General features: G+C 41.7%; 18 protein-coding genes. 13 read left to right on the top strand and 5 right to left on the bottom strand.

Annotated elements, in window-relative coordinates:
* Window positions 1-38 precede the first annotated feature (38 nt).
* From ACVRYP_RS09080 to ACVRYP_RS09055, 6 genes are all read left to right on the top strand, one after another.
* The gene (locus tag ACVRYP_RS09080) at window positions 39-881 is read left to right on the top strand and encodes a helix-turn-helix domain-containing protein (RefSeq protein WP_447468401.1); all 843 of its coding nucleotides are present in this window, start codon (window positions 39-41) and stop codon (window positions 879-881) included.
* Between the two features lie 9 nt (window positions 882-890).
* Window positions 891-1445: a CDP-diacylglycerol--glycerol-3-phosphate 3-phosphatidyltransferase gene (gene pgsA / locus ACVRYP_RS09075; protein ID WP_447468400.1), complete on the top strand. Its 555-nt coding sequence runs from the start codon at window positions 891-893 to the stop codon at window positions 1443-1445.
* A complete protein-coding gene (locus tag ACVRYP_RS09070; RefSeq protein ID WP_447468399.1) occupies window positions 1442-2275 on the top strand; it encodes an energy-coupling factor ABC transporter ATP-binding protein in 834 nt (277 codons plus the stop codon). Before pgsA ends, ACVRYP_RS09070 begins: the two co-directional genes overlap by 4 nt.
* Window positions 2251-3093, top strand: a complete 843-nt coding sequence (locus ACVRYP_RS09065; RefSeq protein WP_447468398.1) for an energy-coupling factor transporter ATPase — start codon at window positions 2251-2253, stop codon at window positions 3091-3093. Before ACVRYP_RS09070 ends, ACVRYP_RS09065 begins: the two co-directional genes overlap by 25 nt.
* Window positions 3086-3880, top strand: coding sequence for an energy-coupling factor transporter transmembrane component T family protein (locus ACVRYP_RS09060; RefSeq protein ID WP_447468397.1), 795 nt, complete (start codon window positions 3086-3088; stop codon window positions 3878-3880). Before ACVRYP_RS09065 ends, ACVRYP_RS09060 begins: the two co-directional genes overlap by 8 nt.
* Before the next feature lie 152 nt (window positions 3881-4032).
* Complete coding sequence (locus ACVRYP_RS09055; protein WP_447468396.1) at window positions 4033-4728, top strand: LysM peptidoglycan-binding domain-containing protein; 696 nt, start codon at window positions 4033-4035, stop codon at window positions 4726-4728.
* A gap of 219 nt (window positions 4729-4947) precedes the next feature.
* Here the strand turns inward: ACVRYP_RS09055 and ACVRYP_RS09050 are convergent, their stop codons facing one another.
* The 4 genes from ACVRYP_RS09050 to sdaAB are packed head-to-tail and all read right to left on the bottom strand — an operon-like array spanning window position 4948 to window position 7713.
* Window positions 4948-5577: an HAD hydrolase-like protein gene (locus ACVRYP_RS09050; RefSeq protein WP_447468395.1), complete on the bottom strand. Its 630-nt coding sequence runs from the start codon at window positions 5575-5577 to the stop codon at window positions 4948-4950.
* Entirely contained in the window at window positions 5558-6154 is a 597-nt protein-coding gene (locus ACVRYP_RS09045; protein WP_447468394.1) for a histidine phosphatase family protein, read from the bottom strand. The genes ACVRYP_RS09050 and ACVRYP_RS09045 overlap by 20 nt, the downstream gene beginning before the upstream one ends.
* A gap of 6 nt (window positions 6155-6160) precedes the next feature.
* Window positions 6161-7030: an L-serine ammonia-lyase, iron-sulfur-dependent, subunit alpha gene (gene sdaAA / locus ACVRYP_RS09040; protein ID WP_447468393.1), complete on the bottom strand. Its 870-nt coding sequence runs from the start codon at window positions 7028-7030 to the stop codon at window positions 6161-6163.
* Between the two features lie 8 nt (window positions 7031-7038).
* The gene (gene sdaAB / locus ACVRYP_RS09035) at window positions 7039-7713 is read right to left on the bottom strand and encodes an L-serine ammonia-lyase, iron-sulfur-dependent subunit beta (protein WP_447468392.1); all 675 of its coding nucleotides are present in this window, start codon (window positions 7711-7713) and stop codon (window positions 7039-7041) included.
* Between the two features lie 288 nt (window positions 7714-8001).
* Between sdaAB and mnmA the strand changes: the two genes are divergently transcribed.
* From mnmA to ACVRYP_RS09000, 7 genes are all read left to right on the top strand, one after another.
* On the top strand, window positions 8002-9123 hold the full coding sequence (gene mnmA, locus ACVRYP_RS09030; protein ID WP_447468391.1) for a tRNA 2-thiouridine(34) synthase MnmA: 1122 nt from the start codon (window positions 8002-8004) through the stop codon (window positions 9121-9123).
* Between the two features lie 144 nt (window positions 9124-9267).
* The gene (locus ACVRYP_RS09025) at window positions 9268-9732 is read left to right on the top strand and encodes an NUDIX hydrolase (RefSeq protein ID WP_447468390.1); all 465 of its coding nucleotides are present in this window, start codon (window positions 9268-9270) and stop codon (window positions 9730-9732) included.
* Window position 9733: 1 nt separating this feature from the next.
* On the top strand, window positions 9734-11641 hold the full coding sequence (mnmG, locus tag ACVRYP_RS09020; protein ID WP_447468389.1) for a tRNA uridine-5-carboxymethylaminomethyl(34) synthesis enzyme MnmG: 1908 nt from the start codon (window positions 9734-9736) through the stop codon (window positions 11639-11641).
* A 175-nt stretch (window positions 11642-11816) separates the two neighbouring features.
* Window positions 11817-13793, top strand: coding sequence for a GGDEF domain-containing protein (locus ACVRYP_RS09015; protein ID WP_447468388.1), 1977 nt, complete (start codon window positions 11817-11819; stop codon window positions 13791-13793).
* A gap of 9 nt (window positions 13794-13802) precedes the next feature.
* Window positions 13803-14255, top strand: coding sequence for a 50S ribosomal protein L9 (gene rplI / locus ACVRYP_RS09010; protein WP_447468387.1), 453 nt, complete (start codon window positions 13803-13805; stop codon window positions 14253-14255).
* Window positions 14256-14368: 113 nt separating this feature from the next.
* A complete protein-coding gene (gene dnaB / locus ACVRYP_RS09005) occupies window positions 14369-15724 on the top strand; it encodes a replicative DNA helicase (RefSeq protein WP_447468386.1) in 1356 nt (451 codons plus the stop codon).
* Complete coding sequence (locus tag ACVRYP_RS09000) at window positions 15725-16003, top strand: Veg family protein (protein ID WP_307121768.1); 279 nt, start codon at window positions 15725-15727, stop codon at window positions 16001-16003. It begins immediately after the preceding gene.
* 313 nt (window positions 16004-16316) lie between these two features.
* On the opposite strand, the gene ACVRYP_RS08995 is transcribed toward ACVRYP_RS09000, so the two are convergent.
* Window positions 16317-17279 (bottom strand): DUF6287 domain-containing protein, encoded by a 963-nt coding sequence (locus ACVRYP_RS08995; RefSeq protein ID WP_447468385.1) that lies wholly within the window; start codon window positions 17277-17279, stop codon window positions 16317-16319.
* Window positions 17280-17345 lie beyond the last annotated feature (66 nt).

The raw sequence follows: 17345 nt of genomic DNA, 5'->3' as shown, positions 1-17345 counted from the left end.
TAGACTAATATCCAAAAAATGCTGGGAAGGAGGAGCTTATGGCAGAAAAAACAATAGGACAAGTCTTTAGGGCTGCGAGAGAAGATTTGAATTTAAGTGTGTCTGATGCTTACCATGCCTTAAAAACGCACAGACGCTATATCAGGGCTTTGGAAGATGATGCTTTTGACCTCATTCCTGGGCAGGGGCAAGCCCGAAAACTAGTCGCTAGATACGCAGAATTTTTAGAAATTGATGTGACGGTTCTGCTTAATGCTTATGATACGGGCAGCCCTCTAATGGTTTATGAGGTTGGACCAAAAGATTCTCGCTACAAAAGGTCTTTTCAAAAACAAAGAAAACGGCGATCAAAACGCTCTATTATGCCCTTTGTAACCTTGCTATTCTTATCCCTTATGGTTTTATGCTCGGCTGTTTACATGATTTGGGATTTTCAGTCAACTCAAAACCACACAGATAAATCTCATAGTTTTCAGATTTCTCAGAATACTTCTTCAGAACGTCTCAATGAGATGTCCACCTCTTCTAGTACAGAAGAAACAATGGAAGCACCTGAACAGCCCGCGCTTGATATTATGGTGTCTCCTGCTAATAGCCCTTCTGTTATTGAAGTCAATCAGGCCCCAGATCAATTAGAATTAACCTTATCTATCAAGGATTCAGAAAGTTGGGTGGCTGTTTCTGGAACAAGTTTGGCAGGTGGTACGACCTTGTCAGCTGATCAAGAATCGGTAACGGTTTCAATCAACAAAATAGAGACTCCTTCGGTTCAGGTATCCTTAGGTGTGGTAGAGGGGTTAAGTTTAGCAATCAATGGTCAGACAGTTGATTTAGCTGGACTTAGCCAACAGCCGGCGATACTAACACTATATTTTAAGTAGAGGTAGCTTATGCTCAAACGTTATACAACTAAGGAAAATCTTCCTAATTTTTTGACGGTTATTCGAATTGTCATGATTCCCGTTTTTTTACTCATACTAAGCCTATCAGATAGCTTATGGGCTCATGTAACCGCAGGTATCATTTTTGCTATTGCTAGTTTCACGGATTATCTTGACGGTTACCTTGCACGAAAATGGGGTGTGGTAACGAACTTCGGGAAATTTGCTGATCCATTAGCTGATAAGATACTGGTGATGTCAGCTTTTATTATGCTGGTACAACTTGGTTTTGTTCCTGGCTGGGTCGCTTCACTTATTGTTTGTCGTGAATTAGCGGTAACAGGCTTGCGATTGCTTCTGGTTGAAACTGGTGGTGAGGTTTTAGCAGCAGCAATGCCGGGAAAAATCAAGACATTTACCCAAATGTTCGCTGTTATTTTTCTCCTTTTCCACTGGCACTTTCTAGGTCAGGTGTTGCTTTATGTTGCTCTCTTTTTCACGCTTTACTCAGGGTACGATTATTTCCGTGGAGCGCGCTTTTTATTTAAGGATACCTTTAAGTGATGGCTATTATTGATGTAAAAAACCTATACTTTAAGTATGAGTCTGATGATGATTATATTTTAAAAGATGTTTCGTTTCACGTGAAACAAGGTGAATGGCTCTCGATTATTGGACACAATGGTTCTGGGAAATCCACAACTGTTCGTTTGATTGATGGTTTATTGGAAGCTGAATCTGGAGAGATTTACGTTACGGGGGACTTATTGACTCCTGACAATATCTGGGAAAAAAGGCATCAGATTGGCATGGTTTTTCAAAACCCTGACAATCAGTTTGTTGGTGCCACTGTTGAAGATGATGTCGCTTTTGGCTTAGAAAATCAAGGGGTTCCCCTGGAGGAAATGAAGGAGCGAGTTAGTCAGGCTCTTGATTTAGTTGGAATGAGTGATTTCAAACAGAGGGAACCAGCTCGTCTTTCTGGTGGCCAGAAACAGCGTGTAGCTATAGCGGGAGTGGTCGCCCTAAGGCCTAAAATTATGATCTTAGATGAAGCAACCTCGATGCTAGATCCAGAAGGTCGTCTTGCCCTTATTGATACCGTTAAACGCATCAAAGACCAATATGGGATAACCGTTATTTCAATCACTCATGACCTTGATGAGGTTGCTCTGAGTGATCGTGTATTAATCATGAAAGAGGGTCAAGTAGAATCGACAAGTAGACCAAGGGAACTCTTTGGTCGCAAAGATTTACAAGGTTTAGGCTTGGACCTTCCTTTTACCCAGCATCTAAAGATTGCTCTGAAAGCATCTGGTTTTGATCTACCAGATGACTACTTAACCGAAAAGGAATTGCAAGAAAAATTATGGGAATCGACTTTCAAAATGTGAGTTACACCTATCAAGCCAATACGCCTTTTGAAGGGCGGGCTCTTTTTGATATCAATTTAACCATTGAAGATGGCTCTTACACGGCATTAATTGGCCATACAGGTAGCGGAAAATCAACCATTTTACAGCTGATGAATGGCTTGTTGAAGCCCAGTGAAGGTCAGGTTAAAATTGATGGCTTTACCATTTCTGCACAGTCCGTTGACAAGGATATTAAGCAAGTTCGTAAAAAGGTGGGCTTGGTATTTCAATTTGCTGAAAGTCAGGTGTTCGATGAAACGGTTCTAAAAGATGTTGCTTTTGGTCCCCAAAATTTTGGGCTATCGCAGGAAGAAGCAGAACAAATAGCGCGTGAAAAACTTGCTGTTGTCGGCATTTCAGAAGAATTGTTTGAGCGGAGCCCCTTTGAGTTATCTGGAGGGCAAATGCGTCGTGTTGCTATTGCTGGGATACTTGCGATGGAACCGCAAGTTTTAGTCCTGGATGAACCAACCGCTGGCTTAGATCCAGCTGGACGCCGTGAATTAATGACCATCTTCAAAAAACTTCATCAAGAAGGCATGACCATCGTCCTTGTTACCCATTTGATGGATGACGTTGCTAACTATGCGGATAAAGCCTATGTTTTGGCCAAGGGACAACTGGTCAAGTCTGGGACTCCAAGTGATATTTTTCAAGATGTTGTTTTTATGGATAACATTAATCTTGGTGTGCCCAAAGTCACCTCCTTTGCACTAGGACTAGAAAAATTAGGTTATTCCTTTGAACGTTTACCAATTACGATCACAGAATTAACGGAGGTCCTAAAGCATGGATAAACTCATTTTAGGCCGTTATATTCCAGGACAATCCTTTATACACCGATTGGATCCTCGTAGTAAATTACTGGCCATGATGATCTTTATAGGGATTATTTTTTGGGCGAACAACTTGTGGACCAATCTCATCTCATTTTCCTTTGTCATCGGTTTGGTCCTGCTCTCAAAAATCAAACTTTCCTACTTTTTAAATGGCTTGAAACCCATGATAGGACTTATTGTTTTCACGACTCTTTTTCAAGTATTTTTCGCAAAGGGCGGCGAGGTATACTGGTCTCTTTGGATTTTTCAAGTGACAAGCTTTGGTCTTAAACAGGCTGGAATCATTTTAACACGATTCATCCTAATCATTTTTTTCTCTACTTTACTGACCTTGACCACTATGCCTCTCAGTTTAGCTGATGCCGTAGAATCCTTGCTCAAACCATTGGTTTATATCAAGGTACCAGTGCACGAACTAGGCCTTATGCTGTCCATGAGTCTACGGTTTGTACCGACACTGATGGACGATACCCAACGCATCATGAATGCGCAAAGAGCAAGAGGGGTAGAATTTAATGAAGGAAATTTAATGCAAAAGATAAAGGCTATTATCCCAATCCTAATCCCCCTATTTGCCTCCTCCTTTAAAAGGGCCGATGCTCTAGCGACAGCTATGGAAGCCCGAGGCTATCAGGGAGGCAATGGGCGTACCAAATATCGCCAACTTTCTTGGAAATTGACAGATACATTTACAATACTGACAATGTGTTTACTTGGCTTGACACTCTATTTACTTAAGTCTTGACAAACATGTCAAGAAAAACCTATAAAACGCTGCATTCCGGCTTTTTATTTGTCAAATTAACAAGTAAACGTAACTTTGGTTACAAAACAGTAATCTAATCGTAACAAATAATGTGTATGATAGAACAGTAAATAAAAAAATAGGAGCATATCATGCACTTTTACAAAAAATTCAGCCTTAAGGCTGCTCTAATTGGTTTAGCAACTTTTGCTACACTGTTTGTTACTTCATCCGCTCAAGCAGATGAAAAAGAAAAAACGACGAAAAACGAAAAAGAAGAAACTTACACTGTGAAGGCTGGGGATACTCTTTTAGAAATTGCTAAAGAGTATGACCGTAAAATTGAATACCTTGTTGCTTTAAATGATATTAAAAACCCAGATAAGATTAATGTCGGTCAAGAATTAAAACTTGGTGATGGCGAAAAGTTACCAGAAGGTAAAACACTTCCCCGTTTAAACGCTGGTGGGGGTTATACTCTTCAATCAGCATCAAACAGCACAACTACAGTTTCAACTTTTGTTGCTGCAGATACTCAAACTTACTATGCACCGGCAACGACTTCAGTTGCAACAACTGGAACAGTTCTTGCTAATGGCAACACTGCTGGTGAAACGGGTTCTTATGCTGCGCAACAGATGGCAGCTGCAACAGGTGTTCCGGCTTCAACTTGGGAGCATATCATTGCCCGCGAATCAAACGGACAAGTTAATGCTTATAACCCATCAGGCGCGTCAGGTCTTTTCCAAACAATGCCAGGTTGGGGGTCTACAGCAACAGTCGACGATCAAATTCAATCAGCCCTTAATGCCTACAATGCTCAAGGTTTGTCAGCTTGGGGTTACTAATACAAATTCAATCAATCCTGATAGCTTATCGGGATTGATTTTTTAACTATGTGAAAACGGAGCTACCTTAAGCCTCAAAAATCCTTATACGCTGTCCAGATTGGAAACTATCAAGACCTCAAAGAATGTGCTCATAAGGTCATTGACAAGGATGATATAATTGGCAAGCTCTGTCAAACAATAGAGAAATTAGGCCAAGCATACAAAAAAAGATTGACCCTAGAGAGTGTCAATCTTTTTTTGTAATTCAGATGGAGTTACTGCGAGGGCATCAGCTCCATTTTCTAAAAGGGATGGTGGTGTGCCAAAACCCCATGTGACGCCAATGGTTTTAAGACCGAGAGCTTTCCCTCCAATCATATCATAGTAAGTATCGCCAATCATTATGGCATCATTTGTTGGGATATCGTGTTTTACCATTCCTCGTTTAATGACATCTGCCTTACCATCCTTACCGAGGGATCCAAAAATACCTGTAAAGCGATCTGCTACACCGAGTTCTGTCAACATCTGGACTGCCATTGGTTCATGTTTTGATGTTGCAATGTAAAGAAGGTAGTTGTCTGTGACTAATTGGTCAAGGACTTCAGGGAATCCTCGATACAGTTGAACCTGATGAATACCGAAATCAGTATAATGTTTACGATAAATTGACACTGCCTTGGCAGTAAACGCATCGTCTCCAAAATTAGCGAAACTTGTCTCTAAAGGAGGTCCAATAAAGGTTTTTAATGTTTCAATGTTAGGAAGGTCCATATCTAGTTCTGTAAATGTTTGTATAAAGGAATTAAGAATACCTTCTGAGCTATCAACGAGTGTTCCGTCTAGGTCAAAGAAGAGATGTTTCATGAGGAGGCTCCTTGAGAATATCATAAAAAGAGATAGATTGACAAATATTTTCGGAAAAAGTGAGCTTGACAACAAAGGGAAAGAGATGTCTGATTTGACTAAATGCAGTATAGTCAAAGTTCGGTTGATAGTAGTTGACAATGGTTGACAAAGCTGTTCCGTGAGACCCAATCACTAGGTTTTTATTGGGGTTTTCGGTGATCAGTTTTTCCAGAGCTGAGATATTCCTGCACTGAACTTCAGCTAACGATTCCCCATCAGAAAGCTTATAGGAAAAATCCTGCCATTGTTTCTGGGCAAAACGATTGAAATCTTCTATCCAAACACTATCAATGCGCCGTTCTCTAAAATCGTCTTCCAAGATAATCGGTAGATTGAGATGATTTGCTAGGTTTTTGACGGTGTCGTACGCTCGCTTAAACGGGCTGGAGTATATCCTATTAATGCCCTTATCTTTCAAATAGGCCGTGACTTTTAGGCTGTCTTTTAACCCTTTTTCTGTCAGCTCTCTAGTAAGATCATCATGATTATGGTAATTAGGTTCAGCATGGCGAACCAAGTAAACGGTTGTGATCATAGTCTCTCACCCAAAAATGTGTTTAGCCAATTTTTTGCCAGTTGGTGTGGCTGCTAGGCCACCTTCAGCTGTCTCTTTAAAGGCAGTCGGCATGGCTTTACCGACTTGGTACATGGCGTTGACAACTTCGTCAACAGGAATTTTTGACTCAATACCTGCTAAAGCCATATCTGCAGCGACAAAAGCAAAGCTTGCTCCCATAGCATTACGCTTGACACAGGGAACTTCGACAAGTCCAGCTACAGGATCGCAGATGAGCCCTAGCATATTTTTAAGGACGAAGGCTATAGCTTGACTAGCTTGATAAGCTGTTCCGCCAGCTGCCATCACTAGGGCTGCTGCCCCCATGGCTGAAGCTGAACCGACTTCTGCCTGACAGCCGCCTTCTGCCCCCGAGATGGAAGCATTATTAGCAATGACTAAGCCAAAAGCCCCTGCTGTCAAGAGAAAGTCAAGCTGGTCCCGCTTGGTTAGATTTAATTTTTCTGTAGCAGAAGTGATAATGGCAGGTAGACAACCTGCTGAACCAGCAGTAGGCGTTGCGCAGACAAGGCCCATTTTGGCATTGAGCTCATTGACAGCCATAGCATTACGAGCAGCTGAAATTACAGTGTGGTCTGAAAGAGCTTTACCTGATTTGATATAACGATCTAGTTTAGCAGCATCGCCTCCTGTTAAGCCAGAAACGGACTTGCTCTCTGTCATCCCGTCCTTAACCGAGGCTAGCATGACCTCTAAGTTTCGAGTCATTAGGAATAGCACTTCGTCGCGATCCCTTCCAGACAGTTCGTATTCTGTTTCAATCATGAGTTCAGCGACAGAACCCTTAGTGAGGTCTTCTGCTTGCTGGACCAATTCTTTAATGGTATAAAACATGTGACCTCCTATCCGAAGAAATTAACATTGTGCAGATGCGGAATGTGGTGAATGTCGTCAATGGCCTCTTGACAGTCCCTGGAGTCAACTTCTATGATCATGATGGCTTTTTCACCTGCTTTTTCCCGGGTCACGTTCATCTGAGCGATGTTAATCTTGTATTTTGAAAGGCATTCTGTGACATGAGCAATCATACCTGGGACATCTTGATGGACAATGATGATGGTTGGTGTATTCATGTTGAGGTTGACGGCGAAGCCATTGAGCTCCGTCACCTGAATATTCCCACCTCCAATTGAGATACCGGTTGCTGAAAGGGATTTTTCAGTGTTGCGAATGATAATCTTGGTGGTATTTGGGTGGGGAGCATTGGAGGAATCTTTATTAATTTTCCAGTAGATCTTGACGTTTTTCTCTCTGGCAATGTCGAGTGCATTAGGGATGCGCGGGTCATCCGTATCCATTCCTAAAATGCCTGCGACAAGGGCTACATCCGTCCCATGACCTCGGTAAGTTTTGGCAAAGGAATTGTAGAGCTGAAATTCAACTTCTGTCGGCTTGTCGCCAAAAATGGCTGAAACAATCTTACCAATTCGAACAGCACCTGCTGTATGACTAGAAGAAGGGCCAATCATAACAGGGCCTATAATATCAAAGACAGATTGAAATTTTAAATGGTTCATTTGTGGTCCTCTTCTAAGTAAAAAATGGTCGTCTTTATCATATCATAAAATCCGAACTTTGTATCAAAAGTATTGTAGAGAATAAGATGCTTTTGTAACAGATTCTTTGACACAGTGATTTTTCGTGCTATAATGAAGGGTATTCAAAAAACGACCTTCAAATCGTAAGTTTTGAAAACAGCGAAATGCGACCTTCAAATCGTTATTTCACAAGGAATAGAACGTCAGCGAATTTCAGCGAAATTATCGCCGTTTTTCTATTTACTTAACGAAAGATGGGAGAATACCATGAAAGACAACTCTAAGACACGTGTTGTGGTCGGTATGAGTGGGGGTGTCGATTCGTCCGTAACCGCTCTTTTATTAAAAGAACAAGGTTACGATGTGGTTGGCATCTTCATGAAAAACTGGGACGACACAGACGAAAATGGCTTTTGTACAGCCACAGAGGATTATAAGGACGTGGCAGCGGTAGCTGATCAAATCGGCATTCCTTACTACTCTGTCAATTTTGAAAAAGAATACTGGGACCGTGTGTTCGAGTATTTCTTGGCAGAATATCGGGCAGGGCGCACGCCTAATCCTGATGTCATGTGTAACAAGGAAATCAAATTTAAAGCCTTTCTAGATTATGCCATGGATTTAGGAGCAGATTATGTGGCGACAGGTCACTACGCCCAAGTGGCGCGTGATGCTGATGGCACCGTCCGCCTGCTGCGCGGGGTTGACAACAACAAGGACCAGACCTATTTCCTCAGCCAACTGTCTCAAGAGCAGCTGCAAAAAACCATGTTTCCATTAGGTCACTTGGAAAAACCAGAAGTGCGAGCGATTGCAGAAAGAGCTGGACTCGCAACAGCCAAGAAGAAAGATTCAACAGGAATCTGCTTTATCGGTGAGAAGAACTTTAAAGCCTTTTTAGGCCAATACCTTCCTGCTCAGCCGGGCCGCATGATGACTATTGATGGTAGGGATATGGGAGAACATGCTGGCCTCATGTACTACACCATCGGCCAGCGTGGTGGTCTAGGTATCGGTGGTCAGCAAGGGGGTGACAATGAGCCTTGGTTTGTTGTCGGAAAAGACTTGTCGCAAAATATTTTATATGTTGGGCAAGGCTTTTACCATGAGCATTTAATGTCAGACAGCCTCAAAGCCAGCCAAGTCCATTTTACAAAAGACATGCCTGAGTCGTTCACCTTAGAATGTACAGCAAAATTCCGTTACCGTCAACCAGATAGTAAGGTGACTGTCAAGGTAACGGCTGATAAGGCAGAGGTCGTTTTTGCTGAGCCACAACGCGCTATTACTCCGGGGCAGGCTGTTGTTTTCTACGATGGGGAGGAATGTCTCGGTGGCGGTATGATTGACAATGCCTTCAAAGACGGTGTTGTGCGGCAATATATATAGGTTGACAAACGTTTTAATTGTGATAAACTATTAGCAAGTCATACTATGAAGGTCAAAGCTCGTAGTCTTGCAGGTCTTTTTGGCCTGCAATTCCAACAAGAGCTTTGATTTTTTATGTGTAAAGCACTGTCAAGGAGGTGTCAAGTGGCGCAAGATTTTAGAACAAGGACAGAGGATGAAGTTTACGGGGTTCGGGCGACAGCCTTGATTATCAAAGATGACCAGATTTTCCTCTGTCATGATGAAAAGGGTAAGTACTATACTGTTGGTGGTGCTATTGAGGTTGGTGAAACAACTGAGGAAGCAGTGCACCGAGAAGCTCTCGAAGAGGTGGGGATTGATGTGAGAATTGATCATTTGGCCTTTGTGGTGGAAAATCAGTTTTGTCAAGACGGTGTCAATTACCACAACATTGAATTTCATTATTTTGTAACCCCCTTAGAAGAGCCTAGCCCAAATATTTTAGACAGTGATGACAAGCGCTCTTGTCGCTGGGTTACGCTAGATGAATTAGAGCAGTTACAGATCGTGCCCCATTTTTTAAAAACAGAGCTTGTCAACTGGGATGGGCATACCAAACACATTGTTATCATGGAAAAGGAGAATTAGGTTGACACATACCTTTACAGAAAATTATGATATTGTTGTCATTGGAGCTGGACACGCCGGTGTCGAAGCAGCCCTAGCTGCGAGTCGTATGGGGTGCAGAGTCTTACTGGCGACTTTAAGCATCGAGATGGTTGCCTTTATGCCCTGCAATCCGTCTATTGGAGGGTCTGCCAAAGGAATTGTCGTCCGTGAGGTTGACGCCTTAGGTGGCGAGATGGGTAAAAACATTGACAAAACTTATATTCAAATGAAGATGCTCAACACTGGGAAAGGCCCAGCTGTTCGAGCTCTAAGAGCCCAGGCAGACAAAGAGCTTTACAGCCGTGAAATGCGCCGAACGGTGGAAAATCAGGAGAACTTGACGCTCCGTCAAACCATGATTGATGAAATCCTAGTTGAAGGCAATAGAGTTATTGGTGTTCGGACGGCAACAAACCAAAAGTTTGCTGCAACAGCAGTGGTTGTAACGACAGGAACGGCTTTACGAGGAGAAATTATCATTGGAGACCTCAAGTATTCGTCAGGGCCCAATAATAGTTTGGCTTCTGTAGCTCTTGCAGACAATCTTAAAGATCTAGGCTTTGAGATCGGTCGCTTTAAGACCGGAACGCCACCTCGTGTCAAGGCGTCATCTATCAACTACGATGCGACAGAAATTCAGCCTGGCGATGAGAAACCCAATCATTTTTCTTTCCTTTCTAAGGATGAAGACTATAAGACAGATCAGATTCCTTGTTGGCTGACCTACACTAATCAGACTAGTCATGATATTATCAATGCCAACCTCCATCGTGCTCCTATGTTTTCTGGGATTGTCAAAGGTGTCGGTCCGCGTTATTGTCCTTCTATCGAAGATAAAATTGTCCGCTTTTCGGATAAGGAGCGTCATCAACTTTTCTTGGAGCCAGAAGGTCGCTACACAGAGGAAGTTTATGTCCAAGGCTTGTCAACCAGCCTTCCTGAGGATGTTCAAAAAGACTTGCTGCACTCAATTGTTGGTCTTGAACAAGCTGAAATGATGCGTACAGGCTATGCCATTGAGTATGATATGGTCATGCCACATCAACTCCGAGCAACCCTTGAAACCAAGAAAATTTCAGGCCTTTTCACGGCTGGTCAAACCAATGGGACATCTGGCTATGAAGAAGCAGCAGGTCAAGGCTTGATTGCCGGTATCAATGCAGCGCTTAAGGTGCAAGGTAAGCCAGAATTCATTTTAAAACGTAGCGATGGTTATATCGGTGTCATGATTGACGACTTGGTCACAAAGGGAACGGTTGAACCTTACCGTCTTTTGACTAGTCGCGCAGAGTACCGCCTTATTTTACGACACGATAATGCTGATATGCGCTTGACACAACTTGGACGGGATATTGGACTAGTTGACGACGAGCGTTATACCCATTTCTTGGTCCATAAAGAATCCTTTGACAAGGAGTTGACACGACTTGACAGCATTAAATTGAAGCCGATTGCTGAAACCAATGCCAAAGTAACAGCCATGGGTTACAAGCCCTTGACGGATGCCATGACTGCTAAAGAATTTATGCGCCGTCCGGATGTGAGCTATGAAGATGCTATTGCATTTATTGGAGAACCTGAAGAAACGTTAGCAGCAAGAACGGTTGAACTTCTCGAAACAGAAATCAAATACGAAGGCTATATTGCCAAAGCGCTTGATCAGGTTGACAAGATGAAGCGTATGGAAGAAAAACGGATTCCAGAAGATATCGATTGGGATGATATTGATTCAATCGCCTCTGAGGCCCGTCAGAAGTTTAAGTTAATTAATCCGGAAACAATCGGACAAGCGAGTCGCATATCAGGCGTCAATCCTGCTGATATTTCTATCCTTATGGTATATCTTGAAGGCAGAAGCCGATCTATTTCTAAAAAGTCAATCAAATAAGAAAGGTTGATATTTGGTTGACGGAATGTTTACAAGATGTTTACGATGATTTTTACACTATAGATTGAATCAGACCTACTTCACTTTAAATCTCTTGTTCTTTAGTCGCTCCAAATTCGATTCTGCCATAGCTTTTTCAGTCTGTTTGTGGTAAAATAACGGCTAGAGGAAAAAAATGAAACTATTTCGATTTGCTAATATTCATTTTCTATTATTTGGAGTATTGTGCTTTGGTATTTTAGCCATTGCCATCAATGTTCTTGCTAGTCAAGCCATGCTCTTGTTATTGGCTTTCTTTGTTGTGACTTCCTTTGTGACACTATTGATTTATCAAAATAAAATCTATGTACTAGATGAACTAGATAAAATTAAGTATGTCAATGACCAGGCGGAAAATAGTATGACCTCCTTACTGGAAAACATGCCAGTAGGGGTTATCAAAATGAATACTTCTGAGGATGAAGTAGAATGGTTCAATCCCTTCGCTGAATTGATTTTTACAAAAGAAGATGGTGAGTTTGACCATGCTAGATTTAAAGAGATTGTATCAGTTGGGTTAGATAAATCACGTATTTATGCTCATTTTTCAGGAAAACGCTATATCGTTCACTCGGACGAAGCGAACCATCTCTTTTACTTCTTTGATGTCTCTTCAGAATACAAGGCAACCCAAGAAGTAACCAGTTTAAGACCGGTAATCGGTGTTATTGGGGTGGATAATTATGATGACTTAGAAGATTCGATATCAGATTCTGATATCAGTCAGGTCAATAGTTTCATTGCTAACTTTGTGACTGAATTTACGGATCGGCATCAAATTTTTTACCGTCGTGTGGGAATGGATCGGTTTTATCTGGTGACTGACTATAGGATTCTCGAACAACTCATCGAAGACAAGTTTTCTGTCATTGATCAATTTCGAACAGCTGCCAAGGAATTGGAAATCCCGCTTACTCTCAGTATGGGCTATGCTTATGGGAGTCATGACCATAGTGCAATCGGGCAATTAGCCATTCAGAACCTCAATATGGCCGAGGTTCGTGGGGGAGACCAGGTGGTCATTCAAGAAAACGGTGAGAACAAGGCTCCTATGTATTTTGGAGGAAATACTGCTTCAACAGTTAAACGGACTAGGACGCGTACCAGAGCCATGATGTCCGCTATTTCTGATAAAATACGGTCGTCAGACAAAGTCTTTGTGGTCGGGCATTGTCACTTAGATATGGATGCACTTGGATCAGCGATTGGCATGCAACATTTTGCTAAGAATATCATGCCTCAAGCCTATACAGTCTATGATGATAAAGACATGTTTAGTGATATTGAGAAGGCTATTCAGAGGCTACATGAAGAAGAGATTGAGAATTTGATTACGGTAGATGAAGCCATGGATATGGTTACAGCTGATTCTCTCTTGATCATGGTAGACCATTCTAAAATAAGCTTGACCCTGTCACCTGCTTTTTACGAGCAATTTAATCAAGTTGTTATTGTCGACCATCACCGTCGAGACAGTGATTTCCCAGAAAATGCCGTGATCAGTTATATCGAAAGTGGCGCAAGTAGTGCTAGCGAGTTAGTGACGGAGTTGCTCCAATTTCAAAAGAGCAGTAGGAATCAACGCTTAACAAGGTTGGAAGCCAGTCTCTTAATGGCGGGAATCATGTTAGATACTAAAAACTTTACCTCACGGGTGACAAGTCGTACCTTTGATGTAGCTAGCTATCTAAGAAGTTGTGGTAGTGATAGTGTCGAAATCCAAAACATCTCTGCCACTGATTTTGATGAATACCGTGAAGTGAATGAGTTAATCTTAAAAGGACAACGCGTGCGTCCAGAGGTTATTATTGCTAAGGCTGACGAGCAGGTAGTGTATGATCGCGTTCTTGCTAGTAAAGCAGCTGACACCATGTTGACCATGTCTGGTATTGAGGCAGCTTTTGTCATTTGTCGAACACAAGAAGATGAAGTAGCGATTTCAGCTAGAAGCCGTAACAAGATTAATGTTCAAAAGATTATGGAAGACATGGGTGGTGGTGGCCACTTTGGTCAGGCAGCAGCCCAAATCAAAGACCAGACATTGGACCAAGTCTTTGCGACATTGACAGAGATCATCTCTAAGGTCACTATTAAAGAACCCAATGAAGAATAGGAGTTTAAGATGAAAGTTATTTTTTTAGAAGATGTCAAAGGTAAGGGTAAAAAAGGTGAAATCAAGGAAGTTCCTACTGGATATGCCCAAAATTTCCTTATAAAGAAAACCCTTGCTAAAGAGGCGACTCCTCAAGCTATTAGTGAGTTACGTGGTCAAGAAAAGGCTAAAGAAAAAGCTCATGCGGAATTAGTAGCGGAAGCCAAAGCTATCAAGGCTCGGTTAGAAAAAGAAGAGACGGTAGTTCAGTTTTCTGAAAAAGTCGGTCCAGACGGTCGAACATTTGGTTCCATCACTAATAAAAAAATCGCTGAAGAATTAGAAAAACAATTTAACCTCAAAATTGATAAACGTCAAATCAAAGTGGATCATCCGATTCGATCTCTTGGTTCAATTGATGTCCCTGTTAAGATTTATCAAGACATCAATAGCGTTATCCGTTTATATGTGAGCGAAGCATAAGCGTTACTCCTTCTTAATTAAATGAATCCTCGGAAATGCAGTATTCCCGAGGATTTCAGCATGGTGAAGTTTACAGAAGGAGAGACATAAGCAGGTGAAGAAAGGAATTGGTCATGGCAGAGCTAGAAGAATTGCGACTGCAACCGCAAGATATATTAGCTGAACAGTCTGTCCTCGGTGCAATTTTCATTGACGAAAACAAGTTGGTTTTTGTTCGTGAATATATTGATGCTAGGGACTTTTTTAAGTATGCCCATCAACTGATTTTCCAGGCTATGGTTGCCTTAACAGAGCGTGGGGATGTTATAGATGCCACCACTATCCGAAATTATTTGGATGACAAAGGTGACTTGCAAAATATCGGTGGCATCAGTTACTTAGTTGAGGTCATTAATTCAGTTCCCACCTCAGCTAATGCGGAATATTATGCTAAGATTGTTGCTGAGAAATCAAACCTTCGCAAGTTAATTGCTAGTTTGACAGAGTCTATTAATCAAGCTTATGATGCATCAGATGGGTCTGACGAAATCATTGCCAAGACGGAAAAGTCCCTCATCGATATTGGAGAAGGGGCTAGTCGCAGTGGTTTTAAACGCATTGACGATATTCTAAACCTGAACTTTGAGTCGCTCGAAAAAAGGTCCCAACAAACGTCAGATATTACAGGAATTGCTACAGGATATCCTGATCTGGACCACATGACAACGGGTCTTCACGAAGAAGAATTAATCATTTTAGCGGCGCGCCCTGCGGTCGGAAAGACCGCTTTTGCTCTTAACATTGCGCAAAATATCGGAACCAAGCAGGATAAGACGGTTGCCATCTTCTCCCTAGAGATGGGGGCAGAGAGCTTGGTGGACCGGATGTTGGCGGCAGAAGGGGTGATTAACTCTCATTCTCTCAGGACGGGTCAGTTAACTGAAGAAGAATGGCAAAAGGTGACCATGGCTCAAGCCCAGTTGGCGCGTGCGTCCATCTATATAGATGATACGCCAGGAATCAAGATTACCGAGATTCGAGCTAGAGCCCGAAAATTGGCTCAAGAAACCAAGAATCTAGGACTCATTCTCATTGATTACCTGCAGTTGATTACTGGGACTGGCCGTGAGAACCGGCAACAAGAGGTCTCTGAAATTTCCCGTCAGTTAAAGATTCTTGCCAAAGAACTGAAAGTTCCCGTCATTGCCCTTAGTCAGCTCTCACGGGGTGTGGAGCAACGTCAGGATAAACGGCCGGTGCTCTCAGACATTCGGGAATCAGGATCAATCGAGCAGGATGCCGATATCGTTGCCTTCTTATATCGAGACGATTACTACGAACGGGGAGACGATGAGGAGGGCATTCCTGATAATACGGTCGAAGTTATTATTGAGAAGAACCGTTCAGGGGCGCGTGGAACTGTCAAATTGAATTTTCTTAAGGAATACAATAAATTTTCAAGCATATCAAGAAGAGAGGATAGCTATTAAATGAGTGATGCATTTACAGATGTTGCTAAAATGAAACAAATCAAGGAAGATATTAAGAACAATCAAGGGAAGTTAGTGGAACTAACCTTGGAAAATGGTCGTAAGCGGGAGAAAAACAAAACAGGTCGTCTGACAGAGGTTTATCAATCTCTCTTTATTGTCGAATACGAAGATGAAACAAAGCCAATTGGAGATGCGTCTCGTTTTTACGTTGAATCCCATACTTATTCTGATATTTTGACAGAAAAAACCTTGATTCGATACATCGAATCGGAGTAAACGAGTATTGAAAGCAAGTTGACAGAAGTGTCAACTTTTTTTATAAAGAAAAAGAGGAGAACCCTCTAGTGAGACTTTTTATACTCAAATAAAATCAAAATCTGATAAGGCGTACTAATTTTTCCAGTGTTTGACTTGTAACCAATTCTCCAAAAAATTACTAAAGATAGGATAACAATTTAGCTAGTCATCACAGATGATAAACAAGTAACCCTATCTTTCCGGTTTCAAATTTTGAATTTAAACAAGTATTAAAACTACGTAAAAAGCCCTTAAATACTTGGTAATAAGCATTTAAGTGCTTTTTGGGTAATTAATCTACTCGGTAGTAAAACTCAGAATCATCTGAAACAACTAATTGATGACCTGATAAGATCCGGTCTCTAGAGGTATCAGAACCATCTTCTAAACCGTCAGTGCCTATTGGCATAATGGTGTCTTTAGGGATAAAAATCATCATAGCACCATAATTTCCTGCCCTAAGATTTGCATGAAGCGCACCATTTTCGATCCTAGTTCCTTCTAGTATAACCTCGTTTGTAGTCTCGATCAGACCATTAGCGTCAAAAACAAAGGTGCTCCCATTGGCATTTTGCCAAGTTCCAACTAAACTTGAAAAGTCACCTCTTTGGATAGCCTTAATATCCATACTATTTTGACGAGCTAAAGCATAGCCTGGTGACTCCTGCCAATCTATTTGTGTGATATCTACAGGCTCTGTTTGATCTAAACCAAGCACAACTTCGATGTCGTCCTCAACGTAGTTAAAGGTTCCCTCATTGACGGTCTCAATGCCAGTGTTGTCCGCTCTTAAGCGATAAACCTTTTCCTCACTTTCTGGGCTTAGGGCCATCCAAAAGGAGTATGAAATACTACCGTCTTTGTAAATAGCAAGCCCTTCACGACCTCCGCCTCCGCTAGACATGTCAACCTGACGAGCAACAGCTATCTCAGGCGTGGTTCCATTTTTAAGGTAATAAATGGCCTCAATGTATTCTGGACTTCCGATAATTAATTCCTTTGTGCCATTATTATTAATATCATAGAAAGCGTGTTGTTTTTGAGCATATTCTGCATGGTAAGTTTGTAAAATACTGTCATAGAGAACCTCGTCTGAAGGCTGAGCTTCAGTAGTAGTATCTGCTTCAGATGCGACGCTTTTATGTTGAGCTTTTTGAGTGCTTTCTTGAGGAGATACTTGGCTTGGTTGTGTTTGACAAGCAGTCAAGAGCACAGGACTTGTCATTGCGATTAGGGTTAAAAGATATTTTTTCATTATTCTCCTTTTTGTTACTGAAAATGCTAAAACAGCACCATCACCATATAGTATATAGGTATTATA

The sequence above is a fragment of the Streptococcus rifensis genome (assembly GCF_053203525.1).
The sequence above is the reverse complement of the archived record's forward strand: the minus strand, read 5'-3'. Positions and strand labels throughout refer to the sequence as shown.

Bases quoted from the DNA above. Each gene is read 5' to 3' on its own strand.
- ACVRYP_RS09015 (WP_447468388.1), top strand. From the start codon at position 11,817: ATGAAACTATTTCGATTTGCTAATATTCATTTTCTATTATTTGGAGTA.
- ACVRYP_RS09080 (WP_447468401.1), top strand. From the start codon at position 39: ATGGCAGAAAAAACAATAGGACAAGTCTTTAGGGCTGCGAGAGAAGAT.
- dnaB (WP_447468386.1), top strand. From the start codon at position 14,369: ATGGCAGAGCTAGAAGAATTGCGACTGCAACCGCAAGATATATTAGCT.
- sdaAA (WP_447468393.1), bottom strand. From the start codon at position 7,030: ATGTTTTATACCATTAAAGAATTGGTCCAGCAAGCAGAAGACCTCACT.
- ACVRYP_RS09050 (WP_447468395.1), bottom strand. From the start codon at position 5,577: ATGAAACATCTCTTCTTTGACCTAGACGGAACACTCGTTGATAGCTCA.
- ACVRYP_RS09000 (WP_307121768.1), top strand. From the start codon at position 15,725: ATGAGTGATGCATTTACAGATGTTGCTAAAATGAAACAAATCAAGGAA.
- ACVRYP_RS09065 (WP_447468398.1), top strand. From the start codon at position 2,251: ATGGGAATCGACTTTCAAAATGTGAGTTACACCTATCAAGCCAATACG.
- ACVRYP_RS09055 (WP_447468396.1), top strand. From the start codon at position 4,033: ATGCACTTTTACAAAAAATTCAGCCTTAAGGCTGCTCTAATTGGTTTA.
- ACVRYP_RS08995 (WP_447468385.1), bottom strand. From the start codon at position 17,279: ATGAAAAAATATCTTTTAACCCTAATCGCAATGACAAGTCCTGTGCTC.
- sdaAB (WP_447468392.1), bottom strand. From the start codon at position 7,713: ATGAACCATTTAAAATTTCAATCTGTCTTTGATATTATAGGCCCTGTT.
- mnmA (WP_447468391.1), top strand. From the start codon at position 8,002: ATGAAAGACAACTCTAAGACACGTGTTGTGGTCGGTATGAGTGGGGGT.
- pgsA (WP_447468400.1), top strand. From the start codon at position 891: ATGCTCAAACGTTATACAACTAAGGAAAATCTTCCTAATTTTTTGACG.
- ACVRYP_RS09060 (WP_447468397.1), top strand. From the start codon at position 3,086: ATGGATAAACTCATTTTAGGCCGTTATATTCCAGGACAATCCTTTATA.
- ACVRYP_RS09045 (WP_447468394.1), bottom strand. From the start codon at position 6,154: ATGATCACAACCGTTTACTTGGTTCGCCATGCTGAACCTAATTACCAT.
- rplI (WP_447468387.1), top strand. From the start codon at position 13,803: ATGAAAGTTATTTTTTTAGAAGATGTCAAAGGTAAGGGTAAAAAAGGT.